We start from the raw sequence: 21,309 nt of genomic DNA on the forward strand, positions 1-21,309 counted from the left end.
GAAACGGCGAGTATTCTGGTTAGCAAGTTTTCACGGACAACAAAGGTGGATTTTTAATGAGCGAGCAAGAGTTCCGCATTGAACACGACACGATGGGCGAGGTGAAGGTCCCAGCCAAGGCGCTGTGGCGAGCACAGACCCAGCGTGCGGTAGACAACTTCCCTATCTCCGACCGTCCTCTCGAGGCCGCGCAGATCCGCGCCATGGGTCTGCTCAAGGCAGCTTGTGCCCAGGTCAACAAGGATCGCGGCCTGCTGAGCGACGAGCAGGCTGATGCCATCATCACCGCTGCCAAGGAAATTGCCGATGGCAAGCACGATGATGAATTCCCTATCGACGTGTTCCAGACCGGTTCCGGTACTTCCTCGAACATGAACACCAACGAGGTCATCGCTTCCATCGCCAAGAACAACGGCGTGGAGGTTCACCCTAATGACCACGTGAACATGGGCCAGTCCTCCAATGACACCTTCCCTACTGCGACCCATGTGGCCGCAGCGGTTGCTGCTGCGGATGACCTGATTCCTGGCCTGAAGGTTCTGGAAGAGTCCCTGCTGAAGAAGTCCAAGGAGTGGGAGAACGTGGTCAAGTCCGGCCGCACCCACCTGATGGATGCCGTTCCCGTGACCCTCGGCCAGGAGTTCGGTGGCTACGCCCGCCAGATCACCCTGGGCATCGAGCGCATCGAGGCCACCCTGGGTCGCCTCGGCGAGCTGCCCATCGGCGGCACCGCTGTGGGTACCGGCCTGAACACCCCAGCTGACTTCGGTGCCAAGGTCACCGCAGAGCTGGTCAAGCTCACGGGCAACGAGTCCCTGAGCGAGGCAACCAACCACTTCGAGGCGCAGGCTAACCGCGACGGCCTGGTGGAGTTCTCCGCTGCAATGCGCGGCGTGGCTATCTCTCTGAACAAGATCGCCAACGACATCCGCTGGATGGGCTCCGGCCCGCTGACCGGCTTGGGCGAGATTCACCTGCCAGACCTGCAGCCTGGTTCTTCCATCATGCCGGGCAAGGTCAACCCTGTTCTGTGCGAGACTGCCACCCAGGTAGCGGCTCAGGTTATCGGCAACGACGCTGCTGTGGCTTTCTCCGGTGCCAACGGACACTTCGAGCTCAACGTGTTCATCCCAGTGATGGCACGCAACGTTCTGGAGTCCGCAAAGCTCATCGCCAACACGGCACGCCAGTTCGCTACCCGCCTGGTAGACGGCATCGAGCCAGATGAGGACCGCATGCGCACCCTGGCTGAGTCCTCCCCTTCCATCGTGACCCCGCTGAACTCCGCGATCGGCTACGAGAACGCCGCGAAGGTCGCCAAGACCGCGCTGAAGGAAGGCAAGACTATCCGCCAGACCGTGATCGACATGGGCTTCGTTGATGGCGACAAGCTCACCGAGGAAGAGCTGGACAAGCGCCTCGACGTGCTGGCTATGGCGAACACGGACCGCGATAAGTAGTCCCCACCTGCACGAAAAAGCTCGGAACCCGAATACGCTTCGGGTTCCGAGCTTTCTCGTGCACCCACTGCCCATTCTGTAGTAAGTGTATTTTTACACCGGTGGAATTATTTACTCGGAGCGCGTTATACTGTGCGTCGTGGAAACTCGAACTCATTCACCAACAGAAAGCAGAACTGCCCAACACGTCAGCTCACAGCTGGAGTCTGACTACAAAAACATGGGATTGCGCGAACGCAAGCGCCTCGAGACGTATTTGCGCATCGAGGACAAAGCCACGCAGCTGTTCCTCGAGCGGAACTATGACGATGTCACCCTCGAGGAAATCTGCGAGGCAGCAATGGTCTCGCGTCGTACCTTTTTCAACTACTTCCAGTCGAAAGAGCACGTCGCCGTGGGCTCCACCCCCGTCAGCTTCGGCGACCATGACTACGACAAGATCGAGAACATTAAGGTCCCCGAAGGCTCCTCGCTGATTCACGAGCTCATGCGGATCGTCGGTGCCGCTCGCGTGGCACATGCCCGCGATATCGAACAAAACTCGATCAACCCTCAGATGACAGATGAGCTCTCCCAGCGTCGCATCGAGCTGTTGCGTCGCCACCCGGCGCTTGGCCTATCCAAGCTCAGCGCGTTCGAAAAGACACGCAATCGGTTGGCCGTCGCGGTAACCAAAAACCTCGAGAAGTACCCCGAGCACCGCATGCTTCCCCATCGCTCCACCGCGCAGGAAGCCCGCTTGGTGGTCACTTCGTCCACGATGACGCTGTGGGCCGCCTCCATCCTCCCAACCCAGCCAATTTCGGCGTACCTGACCGAAGAATCAGTAGACACTACTGCCTCTGACTTCGCGGCCATCTACACCGCTATGTCAGAAAAATCCCTGTTCACCAACGCAGATTAGGTCTTTGTAATTGTCCACTCCAGCTTCACCTGTTGAAACCCCCGAGAACACCACGTCGGAATCCAATAACGTCCCTGTTGTGGTTGCCTGCCTGATGCTGGGCATGTTGATGTCCTCGCTGGGGCAAATGATTTTCTCTACCGCGCTTCCCACACTGGTGGGCGAGCTCGGCGGCGCAGCTCAGATGAGCTGGGTCATCACTATTTTCATGCTCACGATGACGGTGGGCATGCCGGTTTACGGCAAGTTGGGCGACCAGATCGGTCGCAAGCCCCTGTTCCTCGTCGCGATCGTCCTGTTCTTGGTCGGTTCCGTGGTGGGTGCGCTCGCCCAGAACATGGGCATGATGATTCTCGCCCGTGGCATCCAGGGCCTCGGAGGTGGCGGTTTGATGGTGCTCTCGCAGGCCATCATCGCCGACGTGGTTCCGGCCCGTCAACGCGGTAAGTACATGGGCGTGATGGGTGCCGTCTTTGGCGTTAGCTCGGTGCTGGGTCCGCTGTTGGGTGGTTTCTTTACGGATGGCCCGGGTTGGCGTTGGGCGTTGTGGTTCAACGTTCCTCTGGGTCTTATTACGCTGGTCATCGCTGCGGTGGTGTTGAAGTTACCTCGACGCCATACTGATTCCCGTCATGATATTTTCGGAACCATCGCGATGGCCGTGTCCACTTCTGCGCTGATTTTGACGGTGACATGGGGCGGAAGGGATTACGCCTGGTCTGACCCGGTAATCCTGGGTCTGATCGCCGCCACCATCATCGCCGGCGTGACCTTCGTAATCATCGAATTGAAGCACCCTAATCCGCTGATCCCGATGTGGCTATTTAAGGCGCGCAACTTCGCGTTGACAGTGCTGGCAGGCGTCGTGCTGGGTGTGGGCATGTTCGGCACGCTAAGCTACTTGCCTACCTACATCCAGATGGTGCACAACTTGAGCCCCACTAAGGCGGGCTTGATGATGATTCCTATGATGGCTGGCATGATTCTGACGTCCATTGTGGTGGGCCAGATTGTCACTCGCACAGGTAGCTACAAGTGGTACCCAGTGTTCGGCATGATCATCATGGCTGGTGGCTTGCTGCTGTTGGGCCAGATAAAAGCTGATGACACGCTGGTGCACTTGGGCCTCGTTGAGGCTGTGGTGGGATTGGGTCTGGGCATGTCTATGCAGACGTTGCTGCTCATCGTGCAGAACACGTTCCCCATCAGGATGGTGGGCACGGCGACATCGTCGAATAACTTCTTCCGCCAGATCGGCGGCGCGGTCGGCGCTTCGGTGGTGGGCTCGCTATTCATGCACCGCGTGTCCGAGTCCCTGCAGACGAAGTTGCCGGAAGCGTTGTCCAAGCTCAGCCCTGCCGACGCGGCGTGGGCCAAGAACTTCTCCGGCGGCGCCGATTCCATGACACCGGCGCTGGTGCACCAGGCACCGGAAGCGCTGCGTGAGGTCATCATCAACAGCTACAACGATGCGTTGGTCCCCATCCTGGGTTCCCTTGCACCGCTGGCGATCTTCAGCGCTTTGGTGGTCTGCTTTGTTAAGCCGGAGAAGCTGAAGGAGACCCTGGACTAACACCGCGGTCTGCGGGTCCTCCGTCGAGGATCCGCTCCAGCATGACCACGCCTCGCCACTGTCCGGCCTTGGAGCCGTGCTCCATGTAGCCCATTTTGTGGAACTCTCCTACTTGGGTGAACTTACGAGACTCGTGGAGTTTGATGGATCCCACATTTTCGGGGAACACACTGGAATGCATTCCCCAGTATCCCTGCTTGACTGCTTCCTCCAGGAGGCGATCCAGCATCTTGCCCGCCACGCCCTTGCCTGCGGCGCGGTCGGCAACGTAGATCGAGTCTTCAATCACTCCGCTGAACACTGCGCGGTGACCGATCGGAGAGGCAGTGACCCATCCGAGGATCTCGGGTTCGCCTTCGGCATTTTTCTCTTCAGCTACGAATGCCAAGTCCATGATGCGGTGAGCGGTAAAGCCATCCCAGTCCGGTGCGACGCGTTCATACGTCGCTTCACCGGTGTCCATCCCTTTTTGCAGGATGTCCTTGACCTGGGGATAGTCGTTTTCCGTCATTGGGCGGATGTCAATGACAACATTCTCAGCGGAAGTCATAGGCATGATTTTGCCTTATCCCTCCACGGTTGTGCCAAGTTTTCACTACCGGCGAACGTATTCACAATCCCGCACATCGCATTTGCCCTGCTCGCGTGGCCTACCCGTTTTCCAGCAGGTTCGTCACCAGCTCGGCGATTTCCGAACGCTCGGAGCGGGTCAGCGTCACATGGGCAAACAGTGGATTGCCCTTGAGCTTCTCAATGACGGCTTGAATGCCATCGTGACGGCCCACGCGGAGGTTGTCACGCTGTGCCACGTCGTGGGTCAGCACCACGCGAGAATTCCGACCCAGGCGGGACAGAACCGTCAACAAGACGTTGCGCTCCAAAGACTGAGCTTCGTCTACGATCACGTAGCTATCGTTCAGGCTGCGTCCGCGGATGTGAGTCAGCGGGAGAACTTCCAGCAACTCGCGGTGGATAACCTCGTCGATGACGTTATCGCTGACCACTCCCTCCAGGGTGTCGAACACCGCCTGCGCCCATGGGTTCATCTTGTCTGATTCGCTGCCCGGCAGGTAGCCCAGATCCTGGCCACCCACCGCGTACAGCGGGCGGAACACCACGATGCGCTTGTGCAGACCGCGTTCCATGACGGCCTCCAAACCAGCACACAGCGCCAGCGCAGACTTACCGGTACCGGCACTTCCGCCCAGCGACACGATGCCGATGTTTTCATCCAGCAGCAGGTCCAGAGCCACGCGCTGCTGAGAGCTGCGTCCACGAATGCCGAAGGCTTCTAGGTCAGATGGAACCTGATCCACCAGGCCATCTCCCACGACGCGTCCCAGCGCGGACTGGCTCCCGGCAGTCAGCTGCATGCCGCAGTGCACGGGAAGCTCGTCGATATCCACTCCCTCGATGGTCTGGATTCCGGTCAGGTCCGCTTCCCCATTGGCGTACAGGCTGTCGATGATCGTGCTGGGCACCTCTGCCCGTGCCATGCCGTTGTACCCGGTCAGCACCACGTCCTGTGCCTTGTATTCGTCTGCATCCAGCCCCACGGAACCAGCCTTAACGCGCAGTGGCACATCCTTGGTAACCAGGGTGACGTCATGTCCCTCCGCGCGCAGATTCAACGCGCACGCCAAGATCCGGTGATCATTCTCCGAGCCGCGTAGCCCGGAGGGCAGCACCGACTGGTCCACGTGGTTGAGTTCCACCTGCACCGTGCCTTGTTCTTCGTTGACCACGGACGGCAGATCCAGGCGGCCGTGCTCGTTGCGCAGGTCTTCCAGCAGCCGCAGCGCCTGGCGTGCGAACCAGCCGAGCTCTGGGTGGTGACGCTTACCCTCCAGCTCGCTGATCACCACCACGGGCAGGATGACGCGGTGTTCGGCGAACTTCTGCAGAGCAAAGGGGTCGGAAAGCAAAACGGACGTGTCCAGCACGTAGGTCCTCACGTCGATCTCGGAGGAGGTTGTGCGGTCCACGTCCGTGTGGGCGGTGGTGCCAAAGGCATTGTCAGGCTGCCGCGTGGCAGTCAGTTGTGGTGTGGAGTCCATGGCCTCAACGCTAAGAACTCACTATGTAAATTACATGAGTGAAAGTTGAACTCTGCGTTAATTTGCCCAAGGGTTTACTAGACGTTGAAGGCTACTTCCGTTTCCGCGATTTCGCGTTCTGCCGCGAACTATCAGCCTTTCGGCCTCGGCAAATGCCCACGAAGTCCTGAATCACGTTCGAATCGGAATCCCGCAGCCACACAGCGGCAACGCGGGTCGAGCCCACATCCTTGGCGTCGAAAAGATCACGATGCACCACTCCCCGCGCATTGATCGCACGCAACAACGGACGCGGCGCAATCGCCACACCAACATTCGCCGCGACCACGCCCAACGCCTCGCGCACTGCAGCCACGTCCACCTCGCCATCGGCCGGCGTGGAATACATCTCCATCTCGCCGTCCAGCTCCGCGTACCGCACGCGATCCATCACCTTGATGGGGTGCTCCTTCGGCGCCGCCACGCCTACCTGTTCGTCGTAAAGATCCACGATGTGGAATGTGTTTTTATCGACGCCAGCAGCTCCCACCCGCACCAAAGCCACATCGGCAGCTGCTGCCCGGATATACTTCAAAGGATCGTCGGCTTGGGCTCCAGCTACCCGCCACCACGGAACGCGCTCGTCAAAGCGCCCAAACCACTTGTCCGGCTGAACACCGGGGCTGAACACGACGCGAAGAAACTGGGAAGCCATGGTGATCATTGTAGGCTCCGGCGATAGGATGGCCGGTGTGAGCTCTCAAAACCCTAAATCCGGACCGCCCATGAAGCCCCTAACGGCCGCCAAGAAGCTGGGCATTCACCTGCCCGCCGCGCCGCAGGAATTTCAAGAATCCGCGCTGACCCACGAGCAGTTCGTGGAGCTGCAGAACAATCCGCCGGAGTGGCTGGAGACGCTGCGCCGGGAAGGCCCGCACCCACGCCCCGAAGTGGCCCGCAAACTCGGCATCACCATCACCGCACTGAAGAAGCACAACGTGGATGATTCTATGACCACCGCGCAGATCAAGACCCTGCTGGAGGACCAGCCCGAGTGGCTGCGGGAATCCCGCAAGCAGCTGGCCGAGGAGCGCGAACGCCAGCAGCAGGCGCAGAAAAACTAGCGCTGCTCCACTTCTGCAAAGCGCACGGGCTCGGCAAACGCCGCTCGGCGCGCGGCACGGCGCAATACTCCCAGCACGGCGGGGGCGGCGATCGCTAGAAGCAGCGCGGTGAACACGGCCCTACCGATGTCCCAACCCAGTGACGTAGCAAGGGTAAACAGCAGGAATCGATGCAGATTGTCCGCGATGCCCGCCCCTGGCTGAAAACTGATCTCTGTGCCCGCACCCAGAGTGAATGGCCAGAAACTCAAGTTCAGGGCAAGCCCATAGAGTAGTGACGCTGCAGTGCCGTAGGCCAACAGCAGGCCAACTTCGGCTTTGCCTCTGAATTGCGGCAACACTCCCGCTCCGAGCGCTACCCACGCACTGGCGAGCATTTGGTAGGGCAGCCACGGCCCTATTCCCCCGGTGAGCAGTGCTGATGCGAACATTCCGGCGCATCCTAGGACGAACCCAAAGGCTGGCCCAAACACGCGGCCGCCTAAGATCAAGACCACAAAGACCGTTTCAAATCCTGCGCTTCCCGCACCTAGCGGACGCACCGCAGCGACCGCCGCAGACAGCACTCCCAGCATCGCTATGGCCTTGATATCGAAGCCGTCCTCGCTAATCTCAGCCAGAACCAGCGCCAAGATCAACGGAATGAGCACGGCAAAGTACAGAGGCGCGGTTCCGTCATTTCCCGCCAAAGCCCCAGGCTGAGCGAACAGCGGCCAGGCGAACAGCACCACGCTCGCGAGCGCCACGATGCCCAGAAACACCATGGACTTTCCGCGAAACACAATAGCCGGCTTCTCTTTCATCGCGTCTCCAAGGCTTTGCGGACATCACTGACGGTCAGCCACTGGGAATCGTGATGCAACCCCGCGGTCACCTTTGCTACTTGCGGCGCATATGCCAACGAACTGGCCAGAATCTCCCGTGCTGGCCCCTGGGCCACGATCTCTCCTCGAGCCATCTCCACTACTCGATCCGCGCACAGTGCAGCGAACTCCACGTCGTGGGTGGCAATGACCACTGCGTGTCCGAGATCGCGCAAGTGTTTCACCGACGCCGCCAGTGCCTCCTTGCCCTTATAATCCAGCCCGCGGGTTGGTTCATCACAGAGGAGCACTCGGGGTTGCGCGGCGAGCTGGATGGCCAAAGCTACGGACAGTCGTTGCCCTTCCGAGAGATCGCCGGGGTGAATATCGTGTGTTATCCCCGGAGCAATCCGCTGGAGAATTTCCCGTGTGCTTCCTTCCGGCACGCCCGCTTCCTGATCACTGACCTGCAGTTCTTCGCCAATCATGGCACGGTAAAGCAAGTCTGAAGGAAATTGTGGCACCAGCCCCACTTGCTGCCGGCGCTGCGCGGGCTTCGCCGTTGACGGATCCACTCCGCCGCGCACCTGAACTATCCCGGCGGTGCGCTTCCCTGTCCCCTGTAACGCCCACAGAAGCGTGGATTTTCCACATCCGTTGCGTCCCATCAGCGCAGTGACCTCACCGGCCCGCAACTGGAGGTCGACATTGTGCACCGCCCGGATACCTGGAAACTCCACTGACACCGAGTGCGCGTTCAGCAGCACCTCACCTGTAGTTTCCCTACCGGGTTCTGGGCGAGAATCCGCTGCAGTATGGAGTTGGCGTCGTAGAGAAACTCCCGCCCTGCGCGCATCGCGAACCGACAGCGGCAACGGCGACCAATCAGCCCACCGACCCAGCTCCACCACCGGTGGCGCAACCTCTGCATACTGCATGATCTCGGCCGGGCTCCCCACGTGCACCGCACCAGTCGCATCCACGTGCGCTACTCGATCCACATACTGCAACACTCGCTCAATGCGATGCTCGGCAAGTACCACCGTGGTGCCCATTTCGTGGGCGAGGTGCTGGATGATGGACAGGACGTTATCCGCAGCGTTGGGATCCAGGGCGCTGGTAGGCTCGTCCATGACAATGAGCGCGGGGTTAGAGGTCAATACCGCGCCCATCGCCACGCGCTGCTGCTCGCCTCCCGATAACGTGCGCAGCGGCAGATCGCGCAACTCTGCGATGCCCAGTAGATCCATGATCTTCTCCACTCGACGTCGCATCACGGCCGGTGGAAGCCCGATCTGCTCCATTCCATACGCAAGCTCTTCTTCCACAGTGTCCGTCACAAAAGTGGCGCGGGGATCCTGGCCAACAGTACCGACTGCATCGGCGAGCAAGCGCGGAGGGAAATTGCGGGTATCGCGCCCAACTATTGTCACGTGTCCCGCCAGAGTGCCACCGGTGGAATGGGGCATCGCCCCAGTCATCGCATTCAACAGCGTGGACTTTCCCGAGCCAGTGCGCCCGACGACCAGCAGGATCTCACCCTCCTCCAGTGACAGGTTCACGTCGCGCAGGACGGGGGCACTTTGCGCGTAGCTGATGGTGACGTGTTTCATTTCGACGACAGGTTCTGTCGACCACGGTGGCCGAATCGGAACCGCCGCGTCCGGAGCAACTCGGGAATGTTCACTCATGTCTGAGCCTCCTGCAGAATTCGGGTGCTGCGCTGCGCTATGGGCTGCCGCGGAGTCAGAAAGGCCGGCGCGACTGCCACGACTAATGCTCCGAGTACTAGCCACGGCACCCCGGGGACCGCCAGCGGAAAGTTGGGCATCCGCAGCGATAGCGGATCAGTGGCTTGCGTGACGAGCACAGCGCCCAGCACGAGGATTCCGCTGGAAGCGGTGATCCATTCTGGGAATCGCCAGGGTTGGCGTCGATAACGGGTGGTGATGGTGCGCTGACCTTGCAACTTGAGTGCCACGAGCACCAGCACACACCCGCCTGCCAGCACGCCCAAGTTGAGCAGGGGCGATACCTCCGCCCCCAACAGCAGATAGGCGCCGATGCACAACGCAGATAGTCCTACGAAAGACGCGGTGGCATTCACTCTGCGCCTGCGGGCACTCACCATTGCTCTCCTGCCATAGCCTCGCGCGTCCATGCTGCTAGCCAGTTTCAGTGCGCCGTCCAGCGCATCTTGGAGGACCGGAACAATCAGACTCGGTACGTTGCGCAGCCCGGTGGAGTCATCGCCGCGCAATTCACGTGCCTGGCGGACTCGCACCACGGATTCCGCCAGCTGCGGGGCCAAGGACAGGGCTATCACCATGGCGGTGCCAACTTCGCCCAGTGCTGCTGGTAGGGACCTGACCATCTGTTTAGGGTTGGCGACACTATTCGCTGCGCCACATGCCACGATGATCGCCCCAAGGCGCAGGCCGTCGAGCCCTGCTTGCGTCAACCCTTCCGCATATACCGTGCCAAGCAGGTTGATGCCCGCTGCCCATTCAGGCATGTGCACGCCGGGAAGGTGAAACAGGCTGACTTCTCCCCGCTTGGCCCCCACCACTACGTACATGCTGATGCGGAAAATGACGATAAATCCCGCGACCCAGAGGTACATCCCAAAGGCCTTGGCCCACGGGGAGTTACTGCGCCGCTCTGCGACGACGAGGCACAGCACTGCATAGACCAGGGCAACCGCCAGTGGGTTGGTGATGAGGCTCGCTGCGGCGGCGATGCCCAGAGCCCACGTCCACCACGCCCACGGGTTGAGTTCCCTCGAGGTCACTGGTGGCTAGCGCTTCCGCTCTGATCGCTTGTAGAAGAAGTAGACGGCCAGGCCAGCTGCCAGCACCAGCAGTGCGCCGAGAATCGAAGTCCACGCATTGTTGTTTTCTTCCGACGCAGACTCTGCCTCATTCGAGGCGGAGTCCTGCTCGCCTGCTGCGCCCTGTTCAGACTTGGTTGGCACGGCGGATGGCTTGGCACCGTTGCCGAAGGCCCAACCTTCGGCCTTTCCTGCTTCCGCGATCTGCTCATTGGCGCCCTTTTGGCTGAAGTTCCATTCTCCGCCGAGTGGGGCGCTGTAGTAACCCCAGTAAGCATCCATTTCTGGCGCCTTGCTGCAGTCCGCGTTGACGGGCTTTTGGTTGATCTGGCAGACGAGGCCATCGAACTGCTCTACTGGGGTGACGCTAAAGCCTGCTTTTTCCAGAGCTTCCCAGCCGGTGACACCGCCGGGAGCGCAGCCCTGTCCTTCTCCTTCAACGACCACCGTGACTTCATTATCTGCGCAGGTGGAAGGCTCTGCGGCGGCTAATGGAAGAAAGGTTCCGGTGGTCAGTGCGCTGGCGGTGAGCAGGCCTGCGGCTCCAGCGGTGGCGGCAATTCGGCGGGCGTGGGAGCGGGTATTCATCGCGAGTCAGTCCTCAAGTTCAGTGATCATGGAGTGAACCTCGGGAATGTTTGCGATAAGAATCCCGCAGGCTGGCCCTACCTAGGGGGTAAGGCAACTGCGGGGCTCAGACGAAACTGTATGTCCCGACAGTTCGTGAGCCGCTCCTCGGGTTGCCCCAGGCATTCGGGCTCGTCCTCAGGTGAGTGAGAACCTACCGTTGCGGAGTCAGCGCCGGATTTGGACCGGCTTCCCCTGGGGCACGAGGCTGCAACAGCATCATTCTATAGGTAAGGAAAAGAAAAACCGCCCTCGGCCACAACGGCTCGGGGGCGGTCTTTCGTGCAAGTTTCGGGTGACGAGCCTGAAACCGTGCCATTCATTGTTGAAGCGTCCGGCTGTGCGGGTGACGAATCCACACAGTGACTCTCTGGACACTTCGCCACGTTCGGCTCGCGCCACGGTGCGGTATGAAACTCCGTGGGGTGCCGAGTTGCCCAGGAGAAGAGGTCTGGGAAACGAGTGGCTATTCCACAACTGCAGTGCATCTCAGGTGACTAGCCTGTGACACATTATGTAGGTTAGCCAGACCTCACTTCGGTTGTCAATATTTCCGCAACACGAATGTTGTTTTATTAGATTTCTAGAAAATTGCCCAGCGAAGTACTATGGTTATAACTAATGCGAGGCACAGATCACACTGAACTTGATTTGTCCTCATCCGCCACATTCCTTGAACAGTAAGAGGGAGCTATGAAGAATTACCTGCCACGCGAAATTTTCGAAGAAGAACACAACATGTTCCGCGAGACGGTGCGCGATTTCGTCAATGCCGAAATCAAGCCAAACGTCGACCGCTGGCACGAGCAGGGCTACTGCGACCGTGAGATGTTCAAGAAGGCAGGCGACATGGGCCTGCTGGGCATCATGGCACCGGAGGAGTTCGGCGGCGGCGGCATGGCCAACGACTACCGCTTCAACGCAATCGTTTCCGAGGAACTCGCCGAAGCTGACTCCGGATCCGTCATCGTAGGCATCCAAACCGTGAACGATTTGGTCATCCCCTACCTCGATCGATTTGGCAATGACGAACAAAAGCGTCGATTTCTAGCGCCGCTGATTGCGGGCGACAAAATCGGCGCGCTCGCAATGACCGAGCCAGGTGCCGGTGCTGACCTGGCCGGAATCCGATCCGTTGCGCGCAAAGATGACAACGGCGATTTCATCCTCAACGGAGCCAAGACCTTCATCTCCAACGGTGTCCAGGCAGATTTCACACTCGTCGTTGCTGTCACCAACCCTGAAGCTGGTCGCGGCGGTGTTTCGATCCTCATTCTCGAAAAGGGAATGGACGGCTACACCCAGGCCGGCCCTCTGAAGAAGGTAGGTCTGAAGTCTCAAGACACTGCTGAGCTTTCTTTCGAGGATGTGCGCGTGCCCAAGGAAAACCTTCTGGGCGAAGAAGGTGCTGCCTTCGGTTACCTTCGCACCAACCTGGCACAAGAGCGCTTGTCAATCGCCGTGGGTTCGATTGCGACTTCCCGCCGTGCGTTCGACCTCGTTTTCCAACACAGCCAGGATCGAAAGACCTTCGGTAAGCGCCTCATTGACCATCAGGCGTATGGCTGGGAACTTGCCAAAATGGCGACCGAAATTCAAAGTGCTCAGTCCTTCGTTGACGCGTGCATCATGGAGAAGGTTAGAGGGAAGCTGGACGAAATCACCGGTGCGATGGTCAAGTATCAGACGACCGAGTTGCAAATTAAGGTGGTAAACCAAGCCCTTCAGATGCACGGTGGCTACGGCTTCATGTTGGAGTATCCAATCGCTACCCACTATCTCGATTCCCGAGTTCAACCGATCTACGGTGGCCCCAACGAGATCATGATCGAGATCATCGCGCGGCGTATGGCTAAGGGCGACAAGAAGAACGTCCCGACTGACGCTCGTCGCGACTAGATTTAACTCAACCCACATTGCGTGGGCAGAGCATCGCCGCTTCTATTTTCCGTGGAAATGGGGGCGGCGTTTTTCTACGAAAGCTGAAACAGCTTCCGAGTGATCCCTTGTATGAAAGAGTCTTTTCTGCGCCTCGGCCTCAGCTGCCGCGGCCTGGTTGACCGTTTCGGCCCGCTTAACCAGCGCTTTCATTTCTCTGTACGACGCAGTCGGTCCCATCGCCAGCTTGCCCGCGAACTGAGTGACCACGTCTTCCAACTCCGCTGGATCAACCACGGACTGCACCAGCTGCATCTGCACCGCTTCTTCGGCGGAGATCTTCTGGTCCATTAACAGCAGCTGCAGAGCGCGGGAGCGTCCTACCGTATCCACCAGTGTTTGTGACAGGCCAGAATCCGCGGCCAGTCCCACACCAGTGAAAGCGCCCTTGAACGAAGCAGCGGACGTCATGAAGCGGAAGTCGCAAGCCATCGCGATGCCCCACCCTGCACCTGCCGCAGGCCCTTGGATGGCGGCGATGGTGGGAACAGGGATCTCCAGCAGAGCGGCAACCATCGGGTTGTACTCTTCGACGACCTTTTCCGTGCCCGTGCCCGTCTTCGTATCCTGCAGCTGTTCCTTGAGATCCTGGCCAGAGCAGAACGCCTTGCCGGCGGCGCGTAAGACCACAGCTCGCACGGGGCGGCCTGGCTCGCGGGAATCCTCTACGGCCTGCTGGAATGCATCCAGCAAGGCCAGGCGCAGATCGCGGTTCAAGGAGTTGAACGCGTCCGGACGATTGATGGTGATGAAACGGACGCCGTGTGCGTCTTCCACGAGAACAAGTTGATCATTCATGCCTTCCAACTTACCGCGCTGGGAACTAACTGATCAGCACACCCGCGGCGCGCAGCTCGGCGAAAGCCTCTTGCGCGCCCTCATCACTGACAGGAGCGCACAGCTGCTCGATCACCGTCGTATGGAATCCAGCGTACTGGGAATCCAGCGCGGTGGCCTTCACGCAGAAGTCCGTGGCAATACCCACCACGTCCACGTGAGAGATCTTCCGGTCTTGCAGCCACTGCTCCAGCCCGATCGTCTTGCGCTCCACCTTCAGCCCATCAGCCTCCGCGAACGCTGGAGCTAAATGCCCTTCAAACCCGGAATATGCCGGGGTGAATTCTCCCTTGCGGAACCACGCTTCAATCGCGGAGGTATCCAGCGCCGGATACGTCGTAGCGCCTTCTGTGCCCGCCACGCAGTGCACCGGCCACGTCTCCGAATAATCCGGCTGCTCACCAGCTGCGACGAAGTGCCCGGCCGGATCCACGTGCCAATCCAAGGTGCCCACTATGTGTGCGTACTTGTTGGCGTCGGAGGAAAGGAAAGAGGAAATGGCGGCGGCCACCTCGGCACCACGAGCGGTACCCAAAGACCCGTCCACAAAATCCTTCTGCACGTCCACGATGACCAGTGCGCGGCGAGGAGACATTGTTACACCAGCTTCCAGTCCTCGAGACCGTCGTACAGCGGGAAATCGTTAGCGACCTTGCTCACTCGAGCCTTCAGGTCAGCCACATCAGCTCCGCCGGTCAGAGCCAGCGCGATGATGTCTGCAACCTCGGTGAAGGCAGCAGCATCCAGGCCACGTGAGGCCAGCGCGGAGGCACCGATGCGCAGGCCGGAGGTGACCATCGGCGGACGAGGGTCGAAAGGAACGGCGTTGCGGTTAACGGTGATGCCCACCTCGTGCAACAGATCCTCGCCCTGCTGACCATCCAGCTTGGAGTTGCGCAGATCCACCAGCACCAGGTGCACGTCCGTGCCACCGGTCAGAACCTGCACACCAGCGGCCTGTGTGTCCTCGGCATTCAAGCGCTCCGCCAGGATCTGCGCGCCCTCGATGGTGCGCTGCTGACGATCCTTGAACTCCTCTGTCTGTGCCACCTTCATGGCCACAGCCTTGGCAGCTACAGCGTGCATGAGAGGTCCACCCTGCTGACCAGGGAACACAGCGGAGTTGAGCTTCTTGGCCCACTCCTGCTTCGCCAAGATCAGACCAGAGCGCGGGCCGCCCAGCGTCTTGTGCACGGTGGTGGAAACCACGTCAGCGTGAGGTACTGGAGAAGGGTGCAGACCAGCGGCCACCAGACCAGCGAAGTGCGCCATGTCCACCCATAGCTTGGCTCCCACCTCATCGGCAATAGATCGGAACGCAGCGAAGTCCTGGTGGCGAGGGTACGCGGACCAACCCGCGATCAGCACCTGCGGCTTCTCCTCGATGGCCTGCTGGCGGATCTTGTCCATGTCCAGGCGCATCGTCTCGGGATCAACCTCGTAGGCCGCGACCTCGTAAAGCTTGCCGGAGAAGTTCAGGTGCATGCCGTGGGTCAGGTGGCCGCCGTGGGCCAGGGACAGGCCCATGATCTTATCGCCGGGGTTAGCCAGGGCCATCAGCACAGCGGCGTTGGCCTGCGCACCCGCGTGCGGCTGCACGTTGGCGAACTCTGCGCCGAAGACCTCTTTGGCGCGGTCGCGCGCCAGGTCTTCGATCACGTCAACGTGCTCGCAGCCGCCGTAGTAGCGGCGGCCGGGGTAACCCTCTGCGTACTTGTTGGTCAACACCGAGCCCTGAGCCTGCAGCACCGCACGAGGAACGAAGTTCTCCGAGGCGATCATTTCCAGGGTGTCCCGCTGACGGCCCAGTTCTCCAGCGATGGCCTGTGCCACCTCTGGGTCGAGCTCTCCAAGCGGCATGTTGTGCTGGTGTTGATCCGTCATGTGATCCGGCCTTTCGTAGGTTGCATTACGCGCGTTAGTCCTATGATAGCCACGGTGCGGACAGCCACTAAGCCATCTGAATTTCATCTACCACTTAAAGAGGGTGCACAATGGTTTGTATGACGCATCCCGCACCGGTGCCGACGGATCAAAACCTGCCTACGGCCAGCCCCTACATTGAGCTCAAGCGCAGCCAGTGGCAGAAACTTCGCAAGTCCATGCCCCAGGTGCTCACAGAAGATGAGCTGGAGCAGCTCCGCGGTATCGGCGACGAGATCGACCTCGAGGAAGTCTCAGAGATCTACCTGCCTCTCTCCCGCCTGATTAACCTACGCGTCGAGGCACATCGCATGCTCAATGAGGCCTCCGCCACCTTCTTGGAAGAAAAAGATTCCAAGGTGCCCTACATCATCGGCGTATGTGGCTCCGTGGCCGTGGGTAAGTCCACCACCGCCCGCGTGCTGCAAGTGCTGCTGCAACGGTGGGAGTCTAGCCCTCGAGTGGATTTGATCACCACCGATGGCTTCCTCTACCCCACCAAGGAACTTGAGGCCCGTCGCCTCATGCACCGCAAGGGTTTCCCTGAAAGCTACGACCAAGCAGATCTGCTGCGCTTCGTCACCCAAGTGAAGTCCGGTGCCCGCAACGTTCAGGCACCCATTTACTCCCACGAGGCCTACGACCGGATCAAAGACAAGTCGATCACCGTGGATCAGCCGGACATCCTCATCGTGGAAGGCCTCAACGTGCTGCAAACCGGCCCCACGCTGATGGTCAGCGACCTCTTCGACTTCTCCGTGTACGTGGATGCCCGTCGCGAGGATATCGAGGACTGGTACATCGACCGCTTCCTGAGGCTCAAGAACACCGCGTTCAAAGATCCCAACGCGCACTTCCACCACTTCGCTGACCTCTCGGACGAAGAAGCCACGGTGGTCGCCCACGAAATTTGGCAGAACGTCAACCTCCCCAACCTCACGGAAAACATCCTGCCCACCAAGGTGCGGGCCTCACTGGTGCTGCGTAAAGGTCCGGATCACGCCGTACAGACCGTGCGCATGCGCAAGCTCTAGCGTTTATAGCCCAAAGCGGCGGTGGCGCTCACTATAGGAGCGCAGAGCGCGCAAGAAGTCCACGCGGCGGAACGCCGGCCAGTAGGTATCCGTGAAAAAGATCTCCGAGTACGCGGACTGCCAGAGCAGAAAGCCGCTGAGCCGCTGCTCTCCGCTGGTGCGGATCACCAGATCCGGATCCGGCTGACCAGAGGTGTACAGGTGATCACCCAACGCGTCGGCCGTGATGCGCGACGCCATCTCCGTGGCCGGCACGCCCTCTTCAGCGAGCTCGTCGACGAGCGTCTTGACGGCGTCGATAATCTCCTGCCTGCCCCCGTAACCCACGGCGATGTTTACACGAACACCGGTGTGCCCCGCGGTGGCTTCCTCGTTGGCGCGAAGGCGCTTGGTGAGGCTGTTGGGAAGCAACTCCAAATGCCCCACGGCGTGCACGCGGAAGCCAGCAGCATCGTTGGCCAACTCCTCGGCCACGTCCCCGATGATCGTGCACAAAAGGTCCAGCTCTTCGGCGGCACGCTTGAGGTTTTCCGTGCTCAGTAGGTAGATCGTGACGGTTTCAATACCCAGCTCATCGCACCAGTTACACAGCTCGGCGATCTTCTGCGCCCCCACGCGGTGACCGTGCGAGACATCCGTAAAACCGTTTTCCCGCGCCCATCGCCGGTTGCCATCCGCCATGATGGCGATGTGGCTCGGGCTCGGCTTATCCCGCAACGAGCGCGCAAGCTGCGACTCGTATGCGGGATAGAGAATCTTCGGGATGCTGTTCACGCCGTCGAGTCTAGCGCTCGTCGGCGTTCGAGTCCCCGTGTGCCCGGCGCGCCTCTGCATCGATGGCAGCGGGACCGGTGGCGATGCCGGAGGACGGCTGGAAGCGATCATCGGTCTGTGGCACCTCGGTGCGGGCAAACATGGAGCCGCCCTTGGCGGTCTCGTCGTACCCGGCCTCCGCCATGGCCTGATCCAGGCGCTCGGTATCGAACAGGTCGATGCCGTGCGCGTCCGCAAATGCTCGACGGCGCTCCAATCGACGCACCCGCTTGTTCATCAAGAAGCCCAACGTCAGCACCACCAAAAGCAGCGCCAAGATCACGAACAGGCCGATGGGCGCGGCCTTGCCGAACTCTGGCCCCATGGGACCTTCGTTGATTTGGCTCTGCGCGATGATCAAGGAGTGGGTGTTCATAGTCCTAGTGTGCTCCGTTTATAGCCCTGCAAACAAGTCAGTCTCGGGAATTTGTGTCTCCACGCGAGACTTCGCCAGTTCGAACTCTTCGGTCGGCCACACCTTGCGCTCCATCTCCGGCGTGGTGATGAAAAACGGGCCGTCGGGATCCACCTGGGTGGCGTGCGCCCGCAGTGCATCGTTGCGACGTTCGAAGTAGTCGCCCACCTTCACTCGCGTGGTTACTCGCGGGAAGATGTCCGGCATCTTGCGCCACAAGGAGATCCGGTCCAAGGCCTCGCGAGGGATCTCCGAGCCGCTGGATTGCTCCAGCGCGGTTTCCAGCTCCTGTTCCAGCAGCTCGAAGCGCCTGCTTACGAATCCGTGCGTGTAGTAGAGCTTCTTGATCTCCCACGGTTCGCCCAGTTCTGGGTGGAATTTTGGGTCTGCGGCCGCATCCCATGCGCGCACCGAGACCGCGTGCACCTTGATGTGGTCTGGGTGCGGGTACCCGCCGTTTTCGTCGTATGTGACGACGACGTCAGGCTTGAACTCACGGATGGTTTTGACCACCGCAGCAGTAGCCTCTTCGGTGTTCTGCAACGCGAAGCAGCCTTCGGGCAAGGGCGGAAGCGGGTCACCTTCTGGCAGCCCGGAATCGACGTATCCCAGCCACTCGTGCTCCACGCCCAGGATTTCTGCTGCCTGGGCCATTTCCTGCTGGCGGGTGCCGATCATGTCATCGACGTGCAGGATGTTGGGGTTCAGGATGTCCCCGCGCTCGCCACCGGTACACGTCAGCACGCGCACCCGGTGACCTTCGTCGGCATAGCGGGCCATGGTGGCCGCGCCCTTGCTCGATTCGTCATCCGGGTGTGCGTGAATGGCAAGAATGCGGTGCTGGTTTTCTTGTGCCACGGGAACGTAGCCCTCCTGAGGTTCTTGGGACTGTTACACAATGTACTCCCCTGCCAGACGGTGTTATACGATGGGTTTCATCATGAATACCGTTGATACCCCTGTGCTGAAAGACCGTTATGGACAATCCCGTAACTCCAACTTCACGGGCAAAATTCTCGTAGTGGTCTTTGTCGCCATGATCATCGCCGCCGGTATTTATATTTTCTCCATGGTCACCCGCACCAGCGAGGCGTCCGTCACCGCTGTGGAAACCGATGGCCGGATCATGTCCGATTCCAAGATCACCAGCCAGATCGATATTTCCCGCGACGATCCTTCCCAAGCCGCATATTGCATTGTCACTGCGCTGAACTATTCGAAGGATGAAGTTGGGCGTCGGGAAGTCTTCTTACCTGCCGGCGGGGACGCAATCACCCGCATGGCCTTGGACATCCAGACCCGCGAGCGCGCACACGCCGCCAAGGTCTACGGCTGCTCCACCACCATCCCGCCGCATCTGGAAACCAGCGGCGACAACTAAGCAGCCAGCGTCCGCCGGAATGCTAGACTGGCTCGGACTTGAAGCGGCGAAACAGCTACACTGTCGTGCCGCATTGATAAATAACGCAACATAAGGATGTGTACGCACCATGGCTGATGACCAGACACGCTGGCTCACGCAGGAAGCATACGACCGCCTGAACGAAGAGCTCGTCTCCCTGAAGGAGAACCGTCCCGCATTGGCTGCGGAGATCAACGAGCGTCGCGAAGAAGGCGATCTGAAGGAGAACGGCGGCTACCACGCTGCTCGTGAGCAGCAGGGGCAGGAAGAAGCTCGCATCGTCTACCTCGAGGAGCTGCTGGACAGCGCCACGATCGGCGAGGCTCCCAAGGAGTCCGGCGTGGCTCAGGTCGGTTCCGTTTTGCACGTCTACTACGACGATGACGAGGACGACAAGGAAACCTTCCTGCTGGGTACCCGCGGCCTGGAGAGTTCTAACCCTGATTTGGAGACCTACTCCACCGATGCCCCTCTGGGTGCCGCGATCGTGGGCGCCAAGAACGGCGAGTCTCGTACGTACCAGACCCCTAACGGCAATGAGGTGAAGGTCACGCTGATCTCCGCTGAGCCTTACGATCCGGATCTGGACGTTCCTCGCGACCAGCAGTAGGTCTTTCTTTTTCGACGACAAAAGCCCTGCCCTAGATTTTCTTCTAGGGCAGGGCTTTGTTGTTGTCTAAGGTGTTAGTCCCTCTGCAGGTAGCTCAGCAGACGCAGGATTTCGATGTACAGCCAGACCAGGGTGACGGCCAGGCCAAGGGCCACACCCCATGCCATCTTGGATGGAGCTCCGGCGCGCACCAAGCGGTCTGCCTGGTCAAAGTCCAGCAGGAAGCTGAAGGCGGCCAGGCCGATGCAGACGAGGGAGAAGATGATAGCCAGTGGGCCGCCATCGCGCAGTGGGCCAGCTTCGCCGGTGAACAGGCCGAAGACCAGGTTGCCCAGTGCCAGCACTAGTACGCCGATCAGTGCGCCCACCATGAAGCGGGTGAACTTCGGGGTCACGCGGATAGCGCCGGTCTTGTAGACGAACAGCATGCCCACGAACACGCCGATGGTGCCGAGGACTGCCTGGCCAATCAGCGCGCCCGCATCCGCACCGGAAACGGTGACGTTGGCGAACATGAAGCTGATGCCACCCACGAAGAGTCCTTCGAACAGGGCGTAAATAATGGTGACGGCAGCGGAACCGTACTTCTTACCGAAGGTGGAGACCAGCACGGTGACGAAGCCACCGATAGCGCCCACCACGGTCAGGATCATGCCGATGTTCGGGGAGGTAACGGACAGGAAGTAGTTCACTACGGCCATGACCACGATGATGCCCAGCGTGATGCCGGTCTTAGCCACCACGTCATCAACGGTCATGGGGCGATCAGAGGTGCCCGCATTTCCGTAGTTCGCAGCGTTCTGCATGCCCTGGTGGTAAGCAGCGCTCTGCGCACCACCCTGCGCGGTCGCCAGGTTGCCCATGGTGCCGTAGGGGTTCTGGCCCTGCTGGCCACCCTGCTGCTGGTTGGACTCAGCAAATGGGTGCTGGCCTTGCTTGGCCAGGGATCCCATCACCGGGTTCGTGGAACGATTCATGTG

At 60.1% G+C, this 21,309-nt stretch carries 22 protein-coding genes; 8 read left to right on the forward strand and 14 right to left on the reverse strand.

The genetic code is table 11. From position 1 onward, the window contains the following. Window positions 1–56: 56 nt before the first annotated feature. The 3 genes from CS919_RS01270 to CS919_RS01280 all read left to right on the forward strand — a co-directional run bounded on the left by CS919_RS01270 (window position 57) and on the right by CS919_RS01280 (window position 3,937). Complete coding sequence (locus tag CS919_RS01270; RefSeq protein WP_099297465.1) at window positions 57–1,460, forward strand: class II fumarate hydratase; 1,404 nt, start codon at window positions 57–59, stop codon at window positions 1,458–1,460. Between the two features lie 139 nt (window positions 1,461–1,599). After that, window positions 1,600–2,364 (forward strand): TetR/AcrR family transcriptional regulator, encoded by a 765-nt coding sequence (locus CS919_RS01275; protein ID WP_234990696.1) that lies wholly within the window; start codon window positions 1,600–1,602, stop codon window positions 2,362–2,364. Window positions 2,365–2,374: 10 nt separating this feature from the next. After that, on the forward strand, window positions 2,375–3,937 hold the full coding sequence (locus CS919_RS01280) for an MDR family MFS transporter (RefSeq protein WP_234990698.1): 1,563 nt from the start codon (window positions 2,375–2,377) through the stop codon (window positions 3,935–3,937). Here CS919_RS01280 and CS919_RS01285 read toward each other — a convergent pair. The 3 genes from CS919_RS01285 to CS919_RS01295 form a co-directional block, all read right to left on the reverse strand. Next, window positions 3,903–4,487, reverse strand: coding sequence for a GNAT family N-acetyltransferase (locus CS919_RS01285; RefSeq protein ID WP_234990699.1), 585 nt, complete (start codon window positions 4,485–4,487; stop codon window positions 3,903–3,905). The genes CS919_RS01280 and CS919_RS01285 overlap by 35 nt on opposite strands. Before the next feature lie 100 nt (window positions 4,488–4,587). Then, on the reverse strand, window positions 4,588–5,976 hold the full coding sequence (phoH2, locus tag CS919_RS01290) for an RNA 5'-3' helicase PhoH2 (RefSeq protein WP_370551536.1): 1,389 nt from the start codon (window positions 5,974–5,976) through the stop codon (window positions 4,588–4,590). 109 nt (window positions 5,977–6,085) lie between these two features. After that, on the reverse strand, window positions 6,086–6,688 hold the full coding sequence (locus tag CS919_RS01295; protein WP_234990701.1) for a type 2 periplasmic-binding domain-containing protein: 603 nt from the start codon (window positions 6,686–6,688) through the stop codon (window positions 6,086–6,088). Here CS919_RS01295 and CS919_RS01300 point away from each other — a divergent pair. Then, the gene (locus CS919_RS01300) at window positions 6,687–7,097 is read left to right on the forward strand and encodes a DUF5997 family protein (protein WP_370737735.1); all 411 of its coding nucleotides are present in this window, start codon (window positions 6,687–6,689) and stop codon (window positions 7,095–7,097) included. The two genes, CS919_RS01295 and CS919_RS01300, sit on opposite strands and share 2 nt — an antisense overlap. Here the strand turns inward: CS919_RS01300 and CS919_RS01305 are convergent. The 4 genes from CS919_RS01305 to CS919_RS01320 are packed head-to-tail and all read right to left on the reverse strand — an operon-like array spanning window position 7,094 to window position 11,318. Then, window positions 7,094–7,900, reverse strand: a complete 807-nt coding sequence (locus tag CS919_RS01305) for an ECF transporter S component (protein ID WP_099297477.1) — start codon at window positions 7,898–7,900, stop codon at window positions 7,094–7,096. The two genes, CS919_RS01300 and CS919_RS01305, sit on opposite strands and share 4 nt — an antisense overlap. Continuing rightward, window positions 7,897–9,591 (reverse strand): ABC transporter ATP-binding protein, encoded by a 1,695-nt coding sequence (locus tag CS919_RS01310; protein ID WP_099297479.1) that lies wholly within the window; start codon window positions 9,589–9,591, stop codon window positions 7,897–7,899. Before CS919_RS01310 ends, CS919_RS01305 begins: the two co-directional genes overlap by 4 nt. Further along, the gene (locus tag CS919_RS01315) at window positions 9,588–10,691 is read right to left on the reverse strand and encodes an energy-coupling factor transporter transmembrane component T family protein (protein WP_099297481.1); all 1,104 of its coding nucleotides are present in this window, start codon (window positions 10,689–10,691) and stop codon (window positions 9,588–9,590) included. Before CS919_RS01315 ends, CS919_RS01310 begins: the two co-directional genes overlap by 4 nt. Window positions 10,692–10,697: 6 nt before the next feature. Next, window positions 10,698–11,318 carry an LPXTG cell wall anchor domain-containing protein gene (locus CS919_RS01320; protein ID WP_099297483.1) on the reverse strand — a complete coding sequence of 207 codons (621 nt, stop codon included), beginning with the start codon at window positions 11,316–11,318 and terminating at the stop codon, window positions 10,698–10,700. Between the two features lie 732 nt (window positions 11,319–12,050). On the opposite strand from CS919_RS01320, the gene CS919_RS01325 reads away from it, so the two are divergent. Continuing rightward, window positions 12,051–13,256, forward strand: coding sequence for an acyl-CoA dehydrogenase family protein (locus CS919_RS01325; protein WP_099297485.1), 1,206 nt, complete (start codon window positions 12,051–12,053; stop codon window positions 13,254–13,256). 42 nt (window positions 13,257–13,298) lie between these two features. Here the strand turns inward: CS919_RS01325 and CS919_RS01330 are convergent, their stop codons facing one another. From CS919_RS01330 to glyA, 3 genes are read right to left on the reverse strand one after another with little or no spacing between them, the layout of a single operon-like run. After that, a complete protein-coding gene (locus CS919_RS01330) occupies window positions 13,299–14,093 on the reverse strand; it encodes an enoyl-CoA hydratase/isomerase family protein (protein WP_099297487.1) in 795 nt (264 codons plus the stop codon). Between the two features lie 25 nt (window positions 14,094–14,118). Continuing rightward, a complete protein-coding gene (locus tag CS919_RS01335; RefSeq protein ID WP_099297489.1) occupies window positions 14,119–14,727 on the reverse strand; it encodes an isochorismatase family protein in 609 nt (202 codons plus the stop codon). A 2-nt stretch (window positions 14,728–14,729) separates the two neighbouring features. Continuing rightward, window positions 14,730–16,016, reverse strand: a complete 1,287-nt coding sequence (glyA, locus tag CS919_RS01340; protein WP_099297491.1) for a serine hydroxymethyltransferase — start codon at window positions 16,014–16,016, stop codon at window positions 14,730–14,732. Between the two features lie 119 nt (window positions 16,017–16,135). Here glyA and coaA point away from each other — a divergent pair, with 119 nt between their 5' ends. After that, window positions 16,136–17,089: a type I pantothenate kinase gene (gene coaA, locus CS919_RS01345; RefSeq protein WP_099297493.1), complete on the forward strand. Its 954-nt coding sequence runs from the start codon at window positions 16,136–16,138 to the stop codon at window positions 17,087–17,089. 3 nt (window positions 17,090–17,092) lie between these two features. Here coaA and CS919_RS01350 read toward each other — a convergent pair whose 3' ends face one another. The 3 genes from CS919_RS01350 to mca are packed head-to-tail and all read right to left on the reverse strand — an operon-like array spanning window position 17,093 to window position 19,097. Next, window positions 17,093–17,863: an isoprenyl transferase gene (locus tag CS919_RS01350; RefSeq protein ID WP_234990703.1), complete on the reverse strand. Its 771-nt coding sequence runs from the start codon at window positions 17,861–17,863 to the stop codon at window positions 17,093–17,095. Between the two features lie 10 nt (window positions 17,864–17,873). Further along, window positions 17,874–18,278: a hypothetical protein gene (locus tag CS919_RS01355; protein WP_099297497.1), complete on the reverse strand. Its 405-nt coding sequence runs from the start codon at window positions 18,276–18,278 to the stop codon at window positions 17,874–17,876. An 18-nt stretch (window positions 18,279–18,296) separates the two neighbouring features. After that, a complete protein-coding gene (mca, locus tag CS919_RS01360; RefSeq protein ID WP_370737737.1) occupies window positions 18,297–19,097 on the reverse strand; it encodes a mycothiol conjugate amidase Mca in 801 nt (266 codons plus the stop codon). 160 nt (window positions 19,098–19,257) lie between these two features. Here mca and CS919_RS01365 point away from each other — a divergent pair, with 160 nt between their 5' ends. Next, entirely contained in the window at window positions 19,258–19,698 is a 441-nt protein-coding gene (locus CS919_RS01365; protein ID WP_099297611.1) for a DUF4307 domain-containing protein, read from the forward strand. Between the two features lie 109 nt (window positions 19,699–19,807). Further along, window positions 19,808–20,329 carry a transcription elongation factor GreA gene (greA, locus tag CS919_RS01370; RefSeq protein WP_099297499.1) on the forward strand — a complete coding sequence of 174 codons (522 nt, stop codon included), beginning with the start codon at window positions 19,808–19,810 and terminating at the stop codon, window positions 20,327–20,329. A 74-nt stretch (window positions 20,330–20,403) separates the two neighbouring features. Here greA and CS919_RS01375 read toward each other — a convergent pair whose 3' ends face one another. After that, complete coding sequence (locus CS919_RS01375; protein ID WP_099297500.1) at window positions 20,404–21,306, reverse strand: Bax inhibitor-1/YccA family protein; 903 nt, start codon at window positions 21,304–21,306, stop codon at window positions 20,404–20,406. Window positions 21,307–21,309: the final 3 nt, after the last annotated feature.

The sequence above is a fragment of the Corynebacterium dentalis genome, assembly GCF_900232865.1.
Taxonomy (GTDB): Bacteria; Actinomycetota; Actinomycetes; order Mycobacteriales; family Mycobacteriaceae; genus Corynebacterium; species Corynebacterium dentalis.

What these genes read in the sequence shown, in the direction of transcription:
- glyA (WP_099297491.1), bottom strand. Translation starts at nt 16,016, where the DNA reads ATGACGGATCAACACCAGCACAACATGCCGCTTGGAGAGCTCGACCCA.
- coaA (WP_099297493.1), top strand. Translation starts at nt 16,136, where the DNA reads ATGACGCATCCCGCACCGGTGCCGACGGATCAAAACCTGCCTACGGCC.
- CS919_RS01300 (WP_370737735.1), top strand. Translation starts at nt 6,687, where the DNA reads ATGGTGATCATTGTAGGCTCCGGCGATAGGATGGCCGGTGTGAGCTCT.
- CS919_RS01375 (WP_099297500.1), bottom strand. Translation starts at nt 21,306, where the DNA reads ATGAATCGTTCCACGAACCCGGTGATGGGATCCCTGGCCAAGCAAGGC.
- CS919_RS01270 (WP_099297465.1), top strand. Translation starts at nt 57, where the DNA reads ATGAGCGAGCAAGAGTTCCGCATTGAACACGACACGATGGGCGAGGTG.
- CS919_RS01335 (WP_099297489.1), bottom strand. Translation starts at nt 14,727, where the DNA reads ATGTCTCCTCGCCGCGCACTGGTCATCGTGGACGTGCAGAAGGATTTT.
- mca (WP_370737737.1), bottom strand. Translation starts at nt 19,097, where the DNA reads ATGGCCCGCTATGCCGACGAAGGTCACCGGGTGCGCGTGCTGACGTGT.
- CS919_RS01330 (WP_099297487.1), bottom strand. Translation starts at nt 14,093, where the DNA reads ATGAATGATCAACTTGTTCTCGTGGAAGACGCACACGGCGTCCGTTTC.
- greA (WP_099297499.1), top strand. Translation starts at nt 19,808, where the DNA reads ATGGCTGATGACCAGACACGCTGGCTCACGCAGGAAGCATACGACCGC.
- CS919_RS01325 (WP_099297485.1), top strand. Translation starts at nt 12,051, where the DNA reads ATGAAGAATTACCTGCCACGCGAAATTTTCGAAGAAGAACACAACATG.
- CS919_RS01365 (WP_099297611.1), top strand. Translation starts at nt 19,258, where the DNA reads ATGAATACCGTTGATACCCCTGTGCTGAAAGACCGTTATGGACAATCC.
- CS919_RS01305 (WP_099297477.1), bottom strand. Translation starts at nt 7,900, where the DNA reads ATGAAAGAGAAGCCGGCTATTGTGTTTCGCGGAAAGTCCATGGTGTTT.
- CS919_RS01355 (WP_099297497.1), bottom strand. Translation starts at nt 18,278, where the DNA reads ATGAACACCCACTCCTTGATCATCGCGCAGAGCCAAATCAACGAAGGT.
- CS919_RS01320 (WP_099297483.1), bottom strand. Translation starts at nt 11,318, where the DNA reads ATGAATACCCGCTCCCACGCCCGCCGAATTGCCGCCACCGCTGGAGCC.
- CS919_RS01310 (WP_099297479.1), bottom strand. Translation starts at nt 9,591, where the DNA reads ATGAGTGAACATTCCCGAGTTGCTCCGGACGCGGCGGTTCCGATTCGG.
- CS919_RS01285 (WP_234990699.1), bottom strand. Translation starts at nt 4,487, where the DNA reads ATGACTTCCGCTGAGAATGTTGTCATTGACATCCGCCCAATGACGGAA.
- CS919_RS01295 (WP_234990701.1), bottom strand. Translation starts at nt 6,688, where the DNA reads ATGGCTTCCCAGTTTCTTCGCGTCGTGTTCAGCCCCGGTGTTCAGCCG.